Source organism: Cerasicoccus sp. TK19100 (assembly GCF_027257155.1).
GTDB classification, from domain to species: Bacteria; Verrucomicrobiota; Verrucomicrobiia; order Opitutales; family Cerasicoccaceae; genus Cerasicoccus; species Cerasicoccus fimbriatus.
The window spans coordinates 14,555-32,893 of the sequence record NZ_JAPWDU010000004.1 but is presented as its reverse complement, the minus strand read 5'-3'; the positions used below and the strand labels follow the sequence as shown (position 1 = coordinate 32,893).

At 56.0% G+C, this 18,339-nt stretch carries 15 protein-coding genes; 8 read left to right on the top strand and 7 right to left on the bottom strand.

The features are described 5' to 3' along the window. Nucleotides 1-280: 280 nt before the first annotated feature. Entirely contained in the window at nucleotides 281-913 is a 633-nt protein-coding gene (locus O3S85_RS10320; RefSeq protein WP_269540216.1) for a PEP-CTERM sorting domain-containing protein, read from the top strand. Nucleotides 914-1,045: 132 nt separating this feature from the next. Here O3S85_RS10320 and O3S85_RS10315 read toward each other — a convergent pair whose 3' ends face one another. From O3S85_RS10315 to O3S85_RS10295, 5 genes are all read right to left on the bottom strand, one after another. Next, nucleotides 1,046-1,645, bottom strand: a complete 600-nt coding sequence (locus O3S85_RS10315; RefSeq protein ID WP_269540215.1) for a nitroreductase family protein — start codon at nucleotides 1,643-1,645, stop codon at nucleotides 1,046-1,048. Between the two features lie 472 nt (nucleotides 1,646-2,117). Continuing rightward, nucleotides 2,118-3,440, bottom strand: coding sequence for an MFS transporter (locus O3S85_RS10310; protein ID WP_269540213.1), 1,323 nt, complete (start codon nucleotides 3,438-3,440; stop codon nucleotides 2,118-2,120). A gap of 488 nt (nucleotides 3,441-3,928) precedes the next feature. Beyond that, nucleotides 3,929-4,621 carry a potassium channel family protein gene (locus O3S85_RS10305; RefSeq protein ID WP_269540211.1) on the bottom strand — a complete coding sequence of 231 codons (693 nt, stop codon included), beginning with the start codon at nucleotides 4,619-4,621 and terminating at the stop codon, nucleotides 3,929-3,931. 3 nt (nucleotides 4,622-4,624) lie between these two features. After that, nucleotides 4,625-5,404, bottom strand: a complete 780-nt coding sequence (locus O3S85_RS10300) for an SAM hydrolase/SAM-dependent halogenase family protein (protein ID WP_269540210.1) — start codon at nucleotides 5,402-5,404, stop codon at nucleotides 4,625-4,627. A 131-nt stretch (nucleotides 5,405-5,535) separates the two neighbouring features. After that, entirely contained in the window at nucleotides 5,536-7,986 is a 2,451-nt protein-coding gene (locus tag O3S85_RS10295; protein ID WP_269540208.1) for a PAS domain-containing protein, read from the bottom strand. A gap of 167 nt (nucleotides 7,987-8,153) precedes the next feature. Here O3S85_RS10295 and O3S85_RS10290 point away from each other — a divergent pair, with 167 nt between their 5' ends. Beyond that, on the top strand, nucleotides 8,154-9,689 hold the full coding sequence (locus O3S85_RS10290; RefSeq protein ID WP_269540207.1) for a hypothetical protein: 1,536 nt from the start codon (nucleotides 8,154-8,156) through the stop codon (nucleotides 9,687-9,689). Nucleotides 9,690-9,692: 3 nt separating this feature from the next. On the opposite strand, the gene O3S85_RS10285 is transcribed toward O3S85_RS10290, so the two are convergent. Next, nucleotides 9,693-10,673, bottom strand: coding sequence for an undecaprenyl-diphosphate phosphatase (locus tag O3S85_RS10285; protein WP_269540206.1), 981 nt, complete (start codon nucleotides 10,671-10,673; stop codon nucleotides 9,693-9,695). 133 nt (nucleotides 10,674-10,806) lie between these two features. Between O3S85_RS10285 and O3S85_RS10280 the strand changes: the two genes are divergently transcribed. From O3S85_RS10280 to hemG, 3 genes are read left to right on the top strand one after another with little or no spacing between them, the layout of a single operon-like run. Beyond that, nucleotides 10,807-12,507, top strand: a complete 1,701-nt coding sequence (locus O3S85_RS10280) for a hypothetical protein (RefSeq protein WP_269540205.1) — start codon at nucleotides 10,807-10,809, stop codon at nucleotides 12,505-12,507. Between the two features lie 25 nt (nucleotides 12,508-12,532). Then, entirely contained in the window at nucleotides 12,533-12,988 is a 456-nt protein-coding gene (locus O3S85_RS10275) for a DUF695 domain-containing protein (RefSeq protein WP_269540204.1), read from the top strand. Next, complete coding sequence (gene hemG, locus O3S85_RS10270) at nucleotides 12,985-14,346, top strand: protoporphyrinogen oxidase (RefSeq protein ID WP_269540203.1); 1,362 nt, start codon at nucleotides 12,985-12,987, stop codon at nucleotides 14,344-14,346. Before O3S85_RS10275 ends, hemG begins: the two co-directional genes overlap by 4 nt. Before the next feature lie 159 nt (nucleotides 14,347-14,505). Here hemG and O3S85_RS10265 read toward each other — a convergent pair whose 3' ends face one another. Continuing rightward, nucleotides 14,506-15,537, bottom strand: a complete 1,032-nt coding sequence (locus O3S85_RS10265; RefSeq protein ID WP_269540201.1) for a hypothetical protein — start codon at nucleotides 15,535-15,537, stop codon at nucleotides 14,506-14,508. Nucleotides 15,538-15,729: 192 nt separating this feature from the next. Here O3S85_RS10265 and O3S85_RS10260 point away from each other — a divergent pair, with 192 nt between their 5' ends. From O3S85_RS10260 to O3S85_RS10250, 3 genes are all read left to right on the top strand, one after another. Beyond that, nucleotides 15,730-16,584 (top strand): hypothetical protein, encoded by an 855-nt coding sequence (locus tag O3S85_RS10260; protein WP_269540199.1) that lies wholly within the window; start codon nucleotides 15,730-15,732, stop codon nucleotides 16,582-16,584. A gap of 12 nt (nucleotides 16,585-16,596) precedes the next feature. After that, on the top strand, nucleotides 16,597-17,466 hold the full coding sequence (locus tag O3S85_RS10255) for a hypothetical protein (RefSeq protein WP_269540198.1): 870 nt from the start codon (nucleotides 16,597-16,599) through the stop codon (nucleotides 17,464-17,466). 363 nt (nucleotides 17,467-17,829) lie between these two features. After that, entirely contained in the window at nucleotides 17,830-18,228 is a 399-nt protein-coding gene (locus tag O3S85_RS10250; RefSeq protein ID WP_269540197.1) for a hypothetical protein, read from the top strand. Nucleotides 18,229-18,339: the final 111 nt, after the last annotated feature.

Genomic DNA, 18,339 nt, shown 5'->3' with positions numbered 1-18,339 from the left:
TCCGTGGTGGTCGCAAGCACCGGCTGCCAAAAATTCACTGATCAAGCGCGGGATGCATTGAGATTACCAATGTGATCGATGCATGAAAAGGAGACCGGTCGAGAATTATTACGGCTATAAAGAAGTCGCCTGAGATCGATAGTCATCGATTAATTAGATGCAAAGGTTAGGTGTTCACCGAACTATATGATTTATTCAAAATCTGTGCTTTGGGTAACTTATGGACTTGATGAGGTGGGGTTGAATAGCTCATTTATGAATTCTGTAATCCTTACTATATATGAAAATATTACTTACAACGTTCACGCTGCTTCTTTCGAGCTTAGCTACATCTTACGGTGTCTTAAATCTGAGCCTTAACTTTAATGAGGATAGTCTGAACTTCGGCACTACGGGCACATTCAGTCTGTCGGGGTCTGCCACGTCTTCAAATACCTCCTTATCAAGATTTTTAACCAATAATTCTGGCGCGCCGGCAAATACCCTCGCCGCTGGCAGGTTTGCACTGACCGTTACCGGACTGTCGACGACGCCGTCCGCTACCTACAATGGTAACCCAGTAGATTACTCCACTTGGGTAGGGACTGACATGATTGAAATGTATCCTGATGGTTTGAACCTGTTTTCGTTTTTTGGCTTCGACACGCAAACGGTGCCAAATCAGCTAGTGCAAATCGGTAATGGCACAACCGACAGCATTACGGGCACCTTTTCCATTAGCACCAGCCCAACCGATGCAGGAACTTTTTCTCTATCGTTGCTTGACGGAGCAAGCATCGGAACCGCTGCCGATGGCGTTTCCCGAAATGTGGACATCACCAGTGCGGTCGTTCCCGAGCCGTCTACTTATGCGATCATTGCTGGCCTTGGCATTTTTGGGGTGACGTTTTGGCGTCGAATGCGCAAAGCATAGCCTACGGCAGAAGTTAATTTCCGATAAAGCCGCGGTTGCCAGAACCGCGGCTTTATTTTCGCCATAAATATGTGAGAAGTCGCGCAACTCCGGGCCTTGATTTCGGTAGGCCCAGGTCAGGCTGGTATGTTGCTAGAACGTATCCTCGATGACGACTTCTTCGTAGCCGAGTTGGCCGGGTTTGGCCCAGGCTTCCTTGGTGCCTTTGCCGACGGCGATCATGAAGCTGATGATGTGGTCGTCGGGTAGCTTGATGAGCTTGGCGACCGCGTCGAAGTCAAAGCCGTCCATTGGGCAGGTGTCATAGCCCATGGCCTTGGCGGCGAGCATGATGGTCTGGCCGGCCATGCCGCAGCTGCGCATGCATTCGTCGCGCTGGACTTGGTCCTTGCCGTTGTAATAGCCGTCGATGGCGGGGACCAGGATGTCTTGCACGGGCTGCGGGGCACCGGCCCAGTAGCGCTCGGGCGTCTTCCACGCGTCCTTGTTGGCCGTCATGATGATGAGCAGCGAGGCGTCGGTGACCTGGGCCTGATCCCAGGCGACTTCGCGAATCTGCTGGCGCAGGGCGGGGTCCTTCACGAGAACGAAGCGCCAATGCTGGATGTTAAATGCGGTCGGCGACTGCATGGCCGCGTCGAGCAGGGTGCGCTCTTCCTCTTCGGTCAAGCGGTGTTCGGGGTCGTAGTGTTTGACGGCGCGGCGCGCCTTGATGGCAGTTAATGTATCCATAGCAGGCAGGTAAGTCAGATTCGCCAAAAGCACAAGTCTTGATGTGAAGATAGTTTGCGGATTCGTGTCGAGGCAGCCATGCGGAATATCTTGTAACCGGAAGATCGGAAAGAGCGGGAAGCGGGCTGGCCTCGCGGTCTCCGGAGCCTACTGTTTACTGACTTTTCCTGTGTTCAGTTGAGGCGAATCAGCGCTGTGGTTGGTGCCACGGAGCACCGGTTGTTTCACTGGCAAGCCTGCGGTTTTGGCTTCTTACGCCCGGGGGCGTAGACGTCTTACGTCCATGGACGTAGGAGGGTTACGTCCCGGGACGTAGATGGGCTACGTCCATGGACGTAAAGGGGAACCACACCGGGTAATCGCGGTAGAAACAGGACTTGGTTGGAGTGAACCAAAGCCGGGGCAATTGGTGTGCATTGGGTGATGCCTGGTCGCGTTTTTTGTGCGAAATATCGTTCGTCGCAGCCCGGTTTTACTGGCCGCCATTGCGCTTTTCGTAGCGGCCGGCGAGGATCAGGAAAAAGCCGCCGATCACGAACAGGATCGCCACCGAGCCCATGCCGAGGCGGGTGGAGTAGGTGGGGTCCTCGGGGTTGTTAAAGGTGGCCGCGACAAAGCCCATCAGCCACGGGCCGATCACGGCAGCGCTCTTGCCGATCATGCTGTAAAAACCGAAAAACGACACCTCGCGCCCGGGCGGGATCAGCGTGGTGAAGTAGCTCCGCGACAGCGCCTGGATGCCGCCTTGGACGAGGCCGATCAAGGCCGCCAGCACGAACATTTCCGAGATCTCGACGCCGAAGACATGGATCGGCTCCACGCTGATCTTTGCCCCGTAGGCGGTGACGCCCATGTAGAGCACGATCGCGATGAACATCATTTTGCGCGGACCAATTTTACCCCCGGCCCAGCCAAAGAGAATCGCGCACGGCACACCGAATACCTGCACGATGAAGAATGCCGTGATGATCTGCGCTTCGCTGAAACCAATCGTGGTCCCGTAAAACGAGGCCATCATGATGATGGTGTTCACGCCGTCGATGTAGAACAGGTAGGCCAGCAGAAAGAGCAGGATCGGCTTGATGCCCAGGATCTCCTTAAACGTCTTCCAGGTGTCGGCGGCACCCTCCTTGGCCATTTGAAAAACCGGGGGGCGGTCGGGCTTCGGCTGCCCCGGGATGTTTAGCGCTAGCGGAATCGTGAACACCGCCCACCACACGGCCGCGATCATGAACATCGAATTCGCCGGCAGCGAGGACTTCGTGACCAGCAGCGTGACGACCAGCAGGATGAATCCCGCCGCGTAGCCAAAGGAAAAGCCGAGTCCGCTGACGAAGTGTCGCTTCTTGGGAGAGGACACCGTTGCCAGCATCGAGTCGTAAAAAATGTTACTGCAATAAAAGCACACCGTGCCGACGATATACACCGCGCTGGCGAGCATGTATTGGCCCTCGCCCAGGAAAAAACACGCCGCCGTCGCGAGCACCCCCACGCTGCAAAAGCTGAGCAGCAGCCGTTTGCGCAGGCCACCCAGCTCACCAATGCTCCCCAGAAACGGCGCGGCCACCGCAACGAGCAGGCTCGCGATGGCCACCGTTTTGCCAAACCAATAAGTCGACTCGCCGTCGCTCAGCTGCGCGCTGAAAAACGACTTATACATCTTCGGGAAGATGAGCGCGAGCACCACCATGGCATAGCCGGTATTGGCCCAGTCGTACAGCGCCCACGAGATGGTCTGCTTGCGGGTGGGCGTGCCGGTGTAGTCGGTCGGCTCAGTGGGAGATGGGTGGCTCATGTGGAGTGATGAAAGAAGTGCGGTCTACTCGTTTGACTGTTTTTTAATGGCGGGTTTTCCACCGCAAGTATCGGATCGATAGATTTTACTCTGCAATGTAGATTGGTACGCCCTCGATTTCACAAAAAACTGTTTTGGGACTTGGTGAGTTTATAACAGTAACGCGAAGTTCCTCAGAACCAAAATTAAACTCTTTTGTGATTTGGAGGTCAGTCTTAGGTACCTTTACTTTTCGGTCTCCTTCTATTTTCCACCTACTGCTGAAGTAATGAAACTCTTGATCACTTCCTTCGTAAAAGTCGCCTATGAATGTTGGAGATGAGTTGATGTTAAAGATCTCATTAAGGTCCCCTTGCTCCACTTGCGAATATTGTTGATCGCACCCCGAAATCGTAATGAGCAACAAGACCAAGTATTTTGATATTCGCTTCATCATCATTCTTTGTCCAAAGCCTGATCTGCGCCGATCCGCGCCGCCAGCCTAAAAGCTATTCTTCCGTATCCAGATACGGCATGCCTTGAGCGGTCGTCAGGCCGACCAGGCGGCCGATGAAGACCGCGATAAACAGCACGCCTGAGACGCTTGTTGCGATCGCGGCGGAGCGGGCGGCGTTGGAGACGGGCACGATGTCGCCGTAGCCCAGCGTGGTGAGCGTGACGAAGCTGAAGTAAACGAAATCCATTGGCGTTTTGACGCCATCCTGGTCGAAGCTGTTGCTGACCATCAGGCTGCCGGGTTGGATGAATTCTATCGCCGAAAAGATGATCGCGAAGTTTAGGCCGAGTAGCAGGTAGACACAGATGCCGCCGCAAATGGTGTCGGCGTTGATCTTGTGTGCGGTTAAGATTTCTCGAAGCAGTGAGAGGTTTACGAAGCCATAAAACGCGAGTTGGAAGGGCAGGGCAAGCAGTGGGGAGGTATCCATGATATACGCGTAAGTGCTGGCACCGTAACCTGCGACGCCGAGCACCAGCCCGATGATCAGTGTGCGCAACTCGTGCGCGATGGTCCGCAGCGCCAAGACCAGGGTAAGCATGCTGATGATGCCAAGCACCGGAGCGCCCCAGGTATCGTTGTCAAACACGGGTACGAGCACCAGCAGGACGACCAGCGCTGCCAGCAGCCAGAAATATTTTTCCAACTGCATGCGGTGGATTGCTTGGTGTTCGGCTTGGTTCATAGGTTAGTTCAAGACCAGCTCGACATGCTGGTCAAGGCGCAGATCCAGTTGTTGCGCCGCGTTGCCGCCGTTGACGGCGATTTCGAGCAGACCGCCGCTGCCAAAGTATGCCAGCGCCGTGCCCGCGGGCGCATCGCTAAAGGTCTTGAGCAGGGGGATACGTCGCGGGTGTAGGGAGACGCTGGTGCCGCTGAGGGCGTAGCGTTCTTCCAGCGCAGTTTGCTGTAGGTTGGTAATCGCGTTGCCGTAGTGGTCGATGTAGAGAATGCGGCCAAACGCGCGGTCGTCCTCGTATTCGGGCTTGGGCCAAGGGGCGGTTACCAGCTCTCCGTGCTCGGGGCCGACTTGCTCGAGTGAAGCTTGACCACTGGCCAGATGCGCGCCGACGGGCGTAAAAATGTCCCGCCCGTGAAAGGTGTGGGAGACGTTGTCGCGGAAAAAGTCTTCGTTGGTAATCCGATGGCAACGCGTGACCTTGCGACCGAGCCAACCGAAGAGGCCGTTATCCGGTCCGACGAAATACCGGCCCTCGGCTTTGAGTGCGACGGCGGCCCGTTCCGAACCAACGCCGGGATCGACGACGGTGACGAAGACGGTCCCCGCGGGGAAGTCGAGCCAGCATTGGCTCAGGATAAAGGAGGCCGCGGCGATGTCGCCCTGATGGACGTGATGGGAGATGTCAACCAGCGCAGCCTGTGGGGCGATAGACCGGGCGACGCCCTTCATGGCTGCCGCATACCAGTCGCGAACCCCGAAATCAGTGAGAAAGGCGAGGGTGCTCATGTCGTTTAACTTAGTGAGCTCTATCAAAATGAAAACAGCATAATGCATCGCCTCGCAAACTGCTCCAACGGGGCATGCTAACAGAATTCGAAAATTCCCTTGGATCCGCTTTTTGGGGTGCCTTGCTGGCGCTACTGGTGGGGCTCCTCGCTAGTGCCGGTGAGGTAGGTGTTGGCGGCTTGTTGGGATTCGGTGAGGAGCTCGTCGAGGTTTGCGGATTGCTCCGTCGGCAGAAAATCGCCGGTGTCGATCAGGTGGCTTTCCTCAGCGGATGCGGCGGCGGCAAAGCGCTCGAAGCAGGCGCTGGCGGCAATGCCAATCATGCTGTGGAGCAGGCGCGCAGATTCATTGATGTGGCCAGCTTTGCGCTTGGAGTGATAGCGTTGCAGGAGATTACCCAAGTCCAGTACGGACATTTCCAGGACTTCGCGAATGAGAGCAGGGTCGCCACTTAGCCGCCGATTCAGCAACTCCGGGTCGAATAGCCGCGAATCCTTTTTCGTATGGGTGGGGCGCTTGCCGCTGACCTCACCGAGGCAGCGATTGATCGCCGCCGCGACATTTTCCGGGCTGAGTGGCTTGACGATGCAGTCATTCATCCCGGCAGCGAGACAGGCGCGGTGGTCCTCAGCCCGAGCGTGGGCGGTCATGGCAATGATGGGGGTCGTGGTGCGGCGATGCTCGGTCTCCCACTCGCGGATGGCCAGCGCAGCCTCTAACCCGTCGACTTCCGGCATCTGGACGTCCATGAAAACGAGGTCATACTGGTTTTGGCGAAAGTATTCCACTGCTTCGACGCCGTTGGCGGCGGTGTCCACCGAGACGCCCAGCCGGTCGAGCATGCCGCGGGCAACGAGCTGGTTGACGCGGTTGTCTTCGGCCAGCAGGGCATGGGCGGCGTGTTTCTTCATCCACTCACGGACGACCTCCACTTGATCGAGTGGTTGGGGCTGCGGCGGAAACGGTGAGCGGGAGAACGAACCGGGAAAGCCCGAGGCCGTCTCGGGCGCTTTCTCAAAGTCAGCAGTAAACCAAAATTCCGAGCCTTCGCCGGGGTTGCTGATCACGCCGATTTCGCCGCCCATAAGCTCGACGATTTCTTTGGAAATGGCCAGGCCCAGGCCAGTGCCGCCGTAGAGTCGCGTGGTGGTCGGGTCGGCCTGGGTGAATGCGCGGAAAAGGCGGTCGTGGACCTCGGGTGCGATGCCGATGCCGGTGTCGCGCACGGCAATGCGCAGTTGGCAGCGCTCTTTGCTCTGATCGACGAGATCAATGGCGAGGTGGACACTGCCCTTGGCGGTGAACTTGAGGGCGTTGTCGATCAGGTTGTGGATGACCTGCTTGAGCTTGCCGGAGTCGCCGTTGAGCCGCTGTGGGGTGTGCTTATCGATCTGGCTGGTAAACTGGATGCCAGCCTTCTCGGCGCGCAGGCTGAAGGCGGCTGATAGTTGGCGAATCAGCGCGCGCAGGTTGAAGCGGTGGATGTCGAGCTCCAGCCGACCAGACTCGGCTTTGGAGAAGTCGAGTATCTGGTTGATCAGGGTCAGCAGGGATTCGCTGCTGGTCAGGATGTGCTCAGCTGTGTCGCGGTGTTCCTCGGTTAGATCGGGCTTGTCGAGGAGCAGGTGAGTCATGCCGATCACGCCATTGAGCGGCGTGCGGATTTCGTGGCTGATGTTGGCGAGAAACTGGCTCTTGGCCTGGCTGGCTTCCTTGGCTTGTTCGGCCAGGCGGCGAAGGTCTTCTTTTTGATGGATGGACTCGGAAATGTCCCAATTGGTTCCAACCATACGGGTCGCCGTGCCCTTGTTGTTACGCTCCACGGTCGCAAAGGCGCGCAAGTGGCGGACCTCGTTGTCGGGGCGCACGACACGAAAGGGCAAGTTGAACGGGTGGCCGTTGTGCAAGGCCTCCTGCAAACGGTCGAAATACAGATCGACGTCCTCAGGGTGTATCCACTTCCGCAGGTCATCGATACTACCGCCAAACTGTCCGCTACTAATGCCGTAAAGGCGCAGCATCTGTTCGTCCCAGGTCATACGATCAGTGACGACATCCCAATCCCAAACGCCGACGCCACCCGCACGCGTGGCGAGCTCCAGGCGTTCGTTAGCGGCTTTGAGCTCGCGTTGGAGGCGGTGGTGTTCGGTGACATCCTCGATCTGGGAGACGAAAAAGCGCAGCTTGCCCTCGGGATCAAAGACGCTGGAGACGGTCAGCTTGGCCCAAATCGCGTGGCCATCGGCATGGATGTAGCGCTTTTCGAGGCGGTATTCTTCGGCGTCGCCATTGACGGTGTTACGCAGATACCGCTGGCTCAGGGCGATGTCTTCCGGGTGGGTGATTTCGAGAAACGTGATGCCAAGCAGCTCCTCCCTGCTGTAGCCGAGGATGCGGCACAGGGATTCATTGATGCGCACCCAACGCCCCTCCAGTGTGCATATCGCCATTCCTATGCCGCTTGCGTCAAAGGCGGCACGAAAACTAGCCTCGCTTTCCGGAATCGGATTGTCGGAGGTGATAGATAAGGGCGATAAGGCTTTGGGGGTTGGACGCTCGTTGGGGGTGAGCTCCGGTTCCATTTTGGGGATGGTATACTGTTAGTCGAATCTTTCATTTAGGGCAAATTCCCCACCTTTGTCGAGACAACACTTGATTATACCCAACATACTTTCAGACTTTCGACGCTTCCCTTATCGCGAATATCCATCGACAAAATGCTCCGGCAGCGTTACCGCATCTTTCAATTATGAATTTCTTTGCCAAAATGCTCAGTGCTTCGGCGTTGGCGCTTTTTCTCCTCGTTAGCCCCCTGACTGCGTCCAATCAGGAAATACAGGTCGCCAACGGTGTAGCCAAGGTTTTGCCTGGTTTTACCTTTAATAAACGCCTCTCCGGGCCGACGTTGGAGGACCATATCCTGCTCTTTACGAAAGGGCGGCGCTGCGCCCTGGTGACCTGGACCACCGGGCCGACCAAGACGGCGGCGGTCCCCGTGACGCCCGGCACTTTCCTGATCTACGATACCGAGGGCAACCAGGTCATGCAAATGCCGGTGCAGGACTACAGCCTCCCGGTCATCCTCGGCGATAAGCCCGCGATCTACGTGCCGGAAGGGGAAAACGGGATGCTGCTGGTCGCTGCCCTGGCTGAGCGTATTCAACGGTCAATCACCGTTCGCGGCCCGCAAATGATCTACCTCGATTGCGAGTTTGTGAATCCGCTGGATCAGGTGCTCGTGCTGAATATGCCGGGTAAAAAGAGCGTGGCGCTCAAGCCGGGGGATCGGCACACCGTCACCCGCGAAGTAGCGGTGGGTCGCTCATTCGAGCCGCAGCAGGTGCTGGTCGGCGCATCGGGCATTTTCCAAACCGTCACAATCGAGAAAGAGAATCCACTGATGATCGACGTAAAGGCGAATTTGCCCGGTAAATTGACTGTGGAATTGCTGAACCCGCTGGGTGATCCCTTTGCCGGTCGGATGACTTTGCAGCTGGAGGATTCCGACCAGCTGCCGTTTGAGTTTCCCGTCGAAATGGGAGCGCGGGAGACGATTAAAACACTTGAGGTGCCCCTCGGGATTCAACTGCCGCTGCCGCAGCCCGTCCGGCTTTCGATTTCGCAATATATCGGCGATCCACGGCGGGAGGTTGTCCTGACGCAGACGCCTGCCTTGCAGTTTGTGAACGTCCCCGGATTGAACCCCAATGCGGACAAGACTCCGGTTGCCTGGCAACTGGTGGATGCTGGTGAGGTGGTCTCACAAGTGCGCTCGGGCAATCCGCCATCCGGAGCCCCGTGGGACGTGCAGACGGCCATGATCGCCTATAAATTTGATGCTCCGGGCGCGTCGACCAGCTTGCAACCCATTGCGGTGCAAAATGTTCCCATTGTGGACAAGCCGACCTCGCTCGGACTCTGGATCAATGGTGACGGCTCGGGTAATCTGCTTTCCGTGCGTTGGCGAGACGCGACGGGTAAAGTCTTTCAACCCAAGCCCCGCCCGGTGACCTGGAAGGGCTGGCGTTACGAATCCTTTGCCACGGACGACCGCATGCAGCCGCCGCTGCAATGGGATAGCCTGGTGCATTTGGAAGCGCAGGCACCCAGCTCTGGCGCTGTCATGATCAGTGGTCCGGTCCTGTCCTATCAGTCCGGTGCCGCGAGCAACTTCATTTCCACCCCCTCGAAGAATGTTCAGGTGGAAGAAGACGTTAGCTTCGGTGACCCGGTAAAACTGGACGCCAAACAGCTGGCACCCATTCCCACCTTTCGGGGGGAATAGAGCTTAAAGGAAAAAGGCCAGCACCACGATCGCCAGCACGATGCGATACCAGGCGAAGAGCCCCAGGCCGTGCTTGGACAGGTAATTGACGAGCCACTTGACGGCGAGCATCGCCGAGATCCACGCTACGACGATACCAAATAGCGCCGGGCCGGGATCAATGGCCTTCATCATGACCGGGCCCAGCGTGAGCGCCTTGTAGGCCGACGCGGCCGAAAGCGTGATCAGGCCCAGCAGAAAGCTGAACTCCGCCGCGCGCTTGGGGGTGAGGCCAATGACGTAGCCGCCGACAATGGTCATCATCGAGCGGCTGGTGCCCGGCCACATGGCCACACATTGGAGAAAGCCCACAATGAGCGATTGGCGCATGGTGATCTCGTGCAGGTCATGCCCGGCATCTTCGGGGGAGGGCGGCTGCTTCTTGCGCCAGCATTCCACCCCCAGCATCAGAAAGGCACCGGCAATGAGGGCGATGGCGATAGGAATCGGGTGAAAGAGTTTACTTTCGATAAAGTCATCGAGCAGCAGGCCGAGCACGACAGCGGGCATGAAGGCAGTCAGGATATTTCTCAACAGCAGTAGGCCGCTCTTGCTCTTGCCGAGCACGCCCATGAGCATGTCGACCAGGCGGCTCCAGTAGAGCATGATCACGGCGGCTATTGCGCCGGCTTGGATGATGATCGCATAGGCGTTGGCGACATCTTTGAGCGTCAGCAGACCGTCCTCGGTTTCGATCGGCTTGCCATTGTCATCAGTCAGCACGGTATCTGTGTCGAGGCCGAGCACCGCGTTGGTCAGGATCAGGTGGCCGGTGGACGAGATGGGCAGGTATTCGGTGATGCCTTCGACGACGCCGAGGATGAGCGCATCCGTGTAGCTGATCTCGCTTTTGGCGAGTGTTTCCGTGGGGGCGGCGGGTGCGTCCTGCGCGAAAAGCGGCGCGCCGATTAAAAGCAACAGTATTAGTGGCAGGTTTTTTATCATAGCCGGGACCTCTATCATCTGCCCGAAGGCAGGCAATTTGTAAAGCCTGCTCCTTCGCTAACAAAGTGTTGTCACCACCTGACTGCGCCACTAGACCCGATAAATGTTCTGCCTGTTTCCCAGAAAGAAATTCATGTCAAGCTGCTTGGTTGCATTGGCCTTGCTGCTCGGCGGGGCCGCCGCCATCCAAGCTCAAGAGGCACCCAAGGTGCTGATGGCGATCAAGCTTCCTCCGCCGAAATCCCTGTCCGACGATCTGATGGGCCTGGCGCGGAAAATTGTCCCCGGCCAGCAAACGGAGTTTTTGCCCATGATGGTGCTGGGCCAGTTTGGTTACCCGTCCTTTCCCGGTGTCTCGGAGACGGAAAACGTGACCGTGTTTATCTTTGAGCCTCAAAAGGGCGAGGCCGAGCCTTTCGTTATCATGGCAAAAATGGATAACGACGCCATGCTTAAGAATGCGCTTACTGCGAAGGCTGAGAATACTGGCTCAATGTTTGGCATGCTGACGCCCGGCTTTGTCACGACTGATCGCGATGGGTGGACCTTGTTTTCCGACACTGAGGCCAACTTCACTTACGCGAGTGATATGGACGCTCTGGAGAAAATTGCCGACCAGATGTCGGGCTTCGACATCAATTTGCGTATTTTTATCGGTCCGGAAAACGCCGCGATGTGGACAGAGAAAATTAAAAATAAATTGGCTGATGAGCACCTGCTCGAAGGCGGCAGCGAAAGCGACCCCGAGCTGCTGAGAATGAACCAGTGGACCGATTTTTTTGCATCTATTGCCCAAAATCTGGAATGGTTCTCCGGCGGTATCGATATTGATCCGGAAACCGTTGCGGTGGGCTGGTCAGTGCAAGCCATAGAGGGCACTCCGGAGTATGAGCTGCTTTCCATGAAAGCCGGTGGCGAGGTTCCGGTTGCGCAATACGTGCCTGCTTCGACGTATTCCTACGCCTATCGTTTGGACATGGATGCAGTGCAAAAATATTACGACGTGCTCGAAGAGCGCGGCATGCTGATGGCCACCGATGAGGGCCGTGAATGGATCACCAAGCTCGGCGAATACAATCGCAAGCTGTTCGCCAAAATGGACGGCACGGCGGCCGGTGTTTTTCCCATGTTTGATGAGTCAGTTGTCGGTAATGGCGTCTTGGGAGGAGATATCGATGAAGACACGTTCAACGAAGTCATGCAGTTTTACTGTAATGAATTTTTTCCCTATGCCATCAAAACTCTGGCTGCCGACAGCCCAATGATGAACATGGAATACCGCACTGATGTGGCTAAGATTGACGATCGATCAATTAGTGAGTTAGTAAGTACCTATCGCAATATTCAGGTCGAACTGAATGAAGATGAAGGCAGCGAAGAGTCGGATGTGACCACCGACAACAGCTTCTTCCTGACGATCAATGGCGACATGCTGAGCGCCGCCTCCTTGGAGGTTCTTGAGGGCCTAGCGAAGAATGTCGCTGAGCAAACGCCAGTTGAAGACAGCATTGCTAGCCGCATACAATTGAAAGCAGGGCAGTCTTCGGCTTATCGGATAGATGTTCGCAGCCTGATGAATCTTTTCACGAGTGAATTTGAATCGGAAAGCGAAGTGGCCAGGCAGGCTTATAAATCCCTGGCCAGTAGCGACCTTGAGCCAGTCACCGGCGTCACCTCTTTGGGCGATGGGCGCATGACGGATAAAGTCAGTGCGCCGGTGAGCACCCTGGTGAAATTTGCGGCGACTTATCGCCAGATCCAGCAAGCCGAGGGTGATATGCAAAACCATAGTGGCGGTCAGCCAATGACGCCGCCTGAAGACGCCAATGAGTAAGCCTTGGCGTCATTAAAGAAATCGTATGGCCCGACCACAAACCAAGAAAAGCACCCGCTTTCCCGAGCCCGCGCCGATGCGCCGCGAGGGAGATATGGACGGGCTGCCCTCACTGATGATCGTCAACACCGCGCTCAAGGGATACGCCGCCACGGATGATTTTCCCTACCTCGTGCGCGTTGCCATCGGCTACCAATCCAACGACGATTGCCAGGGGCTGCCAACGCCGAAAGAAGAGCGCACGCTTGGCTCGATCGAAGACGCGCTGCTGGCCGCGATTCGCAAGGGAGGCGCGGGCCACTACATCGGAAACACGTCGTGGAACTGCGTGCGCGAGTTCAACTTCTTCGTTGACGATCCAGACCCCGTCGATGAGCGGTTGGAGAAATTTGCGGAGACGCAGCACCGCCCGGTGCAGTATGAGATCGTGGAAGACCCGGCCTGGTCTCAGGTGGAATTTTATTTTGATTACGAGCAATGAGTAAACGCGCTATTGTCATTGGTGCCGGCATCACCGGGCTCACCCTCGGCTGGGCGCTGCAACGCGCTGGCCGCCCAGTGCGCGTCCTGGAAAAGTCTGCTCAAGCCGGCGGTGCGATCCGCACGATTCGCCGCGATGGCTACCTCGTCGAGGCCGGGCCCAACTCACTGCTCGTGAACAGCGTGGTGCTGGAAAACTTTTTCCGTGGCCTTGGGCTGGGCCCGCAAATGCTCAAGCCGGAGGAGGCTGCCAGGAATCGCTACATCCTCAAAAAAGGTGAATTCGTCGCTGCGCCGATGGGGCCCGGTGAGCTGCTTTCGACGCCGCTCATTTCCGGTGGAGCCAAGTGGCGTTTGCTCGGTGAATTCTTTGCCCAAAAGCCCGAGGGGCTGCGTGAAGAAAGCCTGGCCAGTTTTGTGGAGCGGCATTTTGGCCCGGAGATTCTCGACTACGTCGTGAACCCGTTTGTGGGCGGCATTTACGCGGGCGACCCCTGGAAGCTGTCGGCGCAGCACGCCTTCCCGATGCTGGCCGAGGCCGAGAACGAATGCGGCTCGGTGATTCGTGGCATGATCAAAAAGCGCAAGGCCAAGCGCGCGGCGGGCAACACTTTCAAGTCTTATTCGCTTTCCTTCAAAGACGGCCTGCAAGCACTACCCGATGCGCTGGCCGCCAAACTCGGCGATACGCTGACGCTCTCCGCGAGCGTTGAGTCCATTGAGCAAACCGCGTCTGGCTGGTCGGTCCGTTGGCAAGATGGCGATGGTAACACGCACACGGAGACCGCTGCTGATCTTTATCTGACGACGCCCTCGCACGCGTTGGACCAACTTACTTTGCCATGCAAAGTAAGCGAAACACTGACACCGCTCGCGGCAATCGAGTATCCACCCGTGGCTTCGGTGGCGTTGGGCTATGACCGCAAAAACATTAGTCATCCGCTGGATGGTTTCGGTGGCCTGATACCGGAGTTGGAAGACCGCGATGCGCTGGGCGTGTTGTTCTCGTCGTCGCTTTTTGCGGGGCGCGCGCCAGAGGGCAAGGCGCTGCTCACCGTTTTCATCGGCGGCGCGCGTCAGCCCGAGCTTGCCCAAACAGCGGAGGAAGATATTCGCGCCATTGCCGTGCGTGAAGTGAACCACCTGCTCGGTGCTTCCGGCGAACCGGAGTTTGTCGAGGGGACGACTTGGCCCCAGGCCATCCCGCAATACAACGTCGGCTACGGCGATTTTCTTGAAGCAATTAACGAAGCCGAAAAGGAATTCCCCGGTCTCCACTTATTAGGCAACTATCGCGGCGGCATCTCCTTGGGGCAGTGTATTCTCAATGCCGCCAATACGATTGAGCCGCTGGGGTAACGCGCTTTTTGAACTACGAATGGCGCAGATTAACGCAGATCCATAAATGCGTATAATGATCCTAGCTGAGGGAAATCTCGCTGAAACAACCCTCAACGTTCTGCGGCTTTCGCTTTAAAAATATCTGCTGTCATCCGCGCTATTCGTAGTTCAAAAACGTCACCCCAAGTCCTGCTCGAATAGCAGGTAATCGATGTGACGGAACACCAGATCGCCCATCGTGCTGCAGTCGAGGAAGCCCTTGTAGTGGTGGTAGTCGGAGAGCTCGCGTTTTAGTTGCTCGAGCTTTTCGTGAGGCGAGATGGTGTCCTCGCCCATGACGACGCGGAGGTTGTTCAGGCGGTAGGGGATGGTGTTGGCGCGGCGGGCCATGAGCGCGCGTTCTTCGATCTGGTATTGCTGGATGGTCTCGTAGTTGAGCAGGCCGGTGCAGAGCTGCACGACGGGCAGGTTGTCCTTGAAAAACTGCGGCAGGTAAATCTTGTGGCGGCCTTCGTAGCTCTGCTGGTCGAAGTCGATTGGTCGCACGCGGTATTGCTCGTTGTCGAAGTCGGGCGTGATGCCGACCACGTAGTTATACGAGCGCATGTCGCCGAGCAGGCGCGCGAAGCATCGCTCGTTAAACTTGATAAACTCCTTGGCGACGCGAACGCGGTTGAGGCTGTCGCGGTTCATGTATTCGCGGATAAACTGGTCGCCCGGCACGCCGACGATGTGCTCTTCGATCAGGGTATCCTGATGCACCAGATAATTGATGCTCGACGGCGAAAGCATCTCCTCCAGCTCCAGTCCGTAGATGCGTGAGGCGTCGGCCTTCTTGACGTAGAAGTAGTCGTAGTTGTCGTTGTATTGGTTAATGATGCGGATGCGGAACGGCTGCGAATTGCCGAACGAACAGAAGTCCACGCGGTCCACCCGCAGGTGCTCGACGCTCTCGTTACCGGCGATCTGCAGCAGCGCGTAAATCCGGGTCAACGCCTCGTTGATTTCGCGGAAAATGGTCGGCTCGTAAATGAAGGTCTGCCACAGCGTGTCCTCGCCATCCTTGTCGAGCAGGGGAAAGGATTCGTAAGGCGAGGTGAGGCCGGAGTAAAGAATCGGCAGGTCGATCTCGCGCCCGTATTGGCTCAGATACGAGTGCAAGTCCGCATTAACCGGGTAGTGTTTCTTGCGCTTGGAAATGACCTGCATGCTCCTAGGTATGACCGGTTTACGGGGAGATTGCCAGCGCGTTTTGCACTGATGCGGTTTTTGCACGGCTAATTGCTGCAGCTAAATTGTACTTTACCGAAACTTGGCCTGTGCCTAGTTTTTGGTGTGATATCTCTATTAACGACTCCGTGATTCCAATAGAATGCCGCCATCTCCTGAACACTCAGTCGCATGAAACCCCTTTGGATAACCGCCGCGCTGTGCCTGTTTATTGGTTTCTCCGTGGGCGTTGTGTTGCGCTCGAAAGGGTATACGATAGAGACGACATCTTTAGATGAGGCGTCGCAGGTCGCGCAACGGTCTACTAGCGCCGACCGCAATGCGCTGGAAGCTGAGCTGGAGTGGACGCTCGACATGCTGGCCGAGATCGAGACGCAGGAGGTGGCGCTGCAAGCAGAGCGCGATGAATTGCGTCGCCATGAAGCGATGTTTCTGGCCGTTCCGCCGGGAAGGAAAACGGAAGCCATAGCCGGCGAGAGCGCGGGCGATCATTACAAGCGTCAAAAGGCTCAGGCCAAAAAGGATGCGATGCTCAACGCCATTCGCGACGGTATTGGCTTTAATAAAGAAATGACGCTGGGCGTCTTCGCTGAGGAGTATTTCGACTGGGATGCCGAGCAAAAGCAGGGCGTCGAAAACGCCTTGGATAAACTCTGGACGCCCATTCGGGAATACGAGGCTGAGAACGCGGTGATCGTGGAAGAGACTCCCATGAAGGTCGCGATAGAAGTTAAGGCGAATCCTGAGCTCGTCGATGCGGCGCTTGCCCAACTGAGCGCAGATCTGCAGGCCAGCGTGGGCAAAGAAGCTGCGGACATCATGCTGCGGGATGCGAGCGTGCAGGCATTTCGCGAGCGCTGGGGCGGAGAACGCACGATCACTTTTACATGCATTGAGTCAGGAGTAGGCAAGCAGTGGAGCAACTGGAATATCAATGAAAGTCGAGGCGGACAACTCTTCTACGGCGGTGGCTTTGCGGATGCGACCGTGCCGCCACTCTACCAGCACCTTTTCACCGTCGAATGATCGAACGCTAGCATGAAACAACTTCTGATAACGGGTGCCTTGTGTTTGCTGATCGGTTTGATGGCTGGCAAGTTGGTGGGCTCACTGTGGAACACCGCAGCGGAGAAGTCGCCAACAAGCGTAGCGACTGAGTCGTCGACAGCGCGCGCTGCGCTGCCCAAGGATGCCAACAGCCAAGCGCTCGCAGCCGAGTTGGCGGAGGCGCGCGGTCTATTAGCTGCGGCGGAGGAACGGCGGGACCTACTGCAAGTCGAGTGCGATGATTTGCAGCGTCGCGAGGCCTTGATGCTCAGGGAGCCTCCCGGTACGAGCACGAAGAGCTTCGAAGGAGAAGCGATGGAAGAGCTGACTCAGCGTCATCAGTTGCAGGTCAAGCACAACGCAATGCTCGAGCCAATCCGCGACTGTATTGGGCTCGATAAAGAGCTGGCGTTGGGGGTCATGTCGCAGGTGTTCTTTAACTTCGATGACCAGCAGAAGCAGGGCATCGAAACCGCGCTGGATAACCTCTGGACGCAGATTCGCACTTACGAGGTGGAGCATTATGAGGTGGTTGAAGAGACACCGAAAAACTTCACGGTCAAAGTCACGGCGAACCCCGAGCTGATCGAGACCGCGCTGGCTCGCCTGCGCGTCGATTTACGGGCTGCGGTGGGGGAGGAGGCGGCCAACATCATGCTACCGAACGTCACCGAAGAAGCGTTTCGTGAGCGCTGGGGCGTCGATCGCACGATCACCTTTCGAAAATTCTATCTTCAAGGGGAAAAGGAGTCAGCAGGATGGGGCTACAGCGTAATGCGTAAAAGTTATACTCTCGGTAGTGGCGGCTTCCGCCATGGTGAAATTCCGCCTCAATACCAGCATCTGTTCTCCGCTGAATAGCGGCCAACCGCAAGCCCGGTCGGGGTGCCGGACTCCACCTTTTAAGGTTCAATGCCCCAACAGTTATTTCCTAAAGCATCGTTTCCGCTCTTGCCCTCAACGGGGGTTTTCGACATACTTTCAGCATGAAAAGTCGGCCCACCAGAAGCCTCCAAGGCTCGTTAAGTATCGCCAATTGTAATCTATAGCGTCGGCGACACTTCTTTGCGCAGACAGCAGGGGGTTGGTCAGAATCACATAAAAGGCCAGGTCCGAATCATGCTTGGCTATGGAAGGATGTCTTATAAATGTTAATGGTTGATATTGTTTTTACTGGTAGGATCGAATTGACAAATTTTGATACTGTTCTAGTGGTTTAATCATATGATTATTCTTTGCGACCTGACTTTGTTGGACGGATCTGAAACTGAAGAAAAAGTAACTGCAAAATCAAGAGAACAAGCATTGACTATTATAGAACGGAAATATGGTAGATTTTTATCATGTGATTTCTACCATGTTGATGGTGATAAAACATATTTTCTAGGTCAGGCAACACCGATTCATGATGCTGGCGAAGGAGGGTTATCTGAGCTGAAATTCTCAGATACTAGTGATATTCCAGAAAATGATGTTGTAACGAATCAATATGCGGAAAGTCGTATTTTGGAAGAATTGCAGAAAACTAATCTCCATTTATCTGGTATTAAATTCACACTCAGAGTTATTCTGGCTTTAATTGTACCTGTTATATTTTATGGCATCAAGGTTACTATTCAATGATGTCTGACCTAAAACAGATTTTTATGAATATGAAGGGGTACCGATTTCATGATGCTAGCTTCCTTCCGCAAAAACAAAATTAGAAACACAGCATGAATTAGTTTGTAGGAT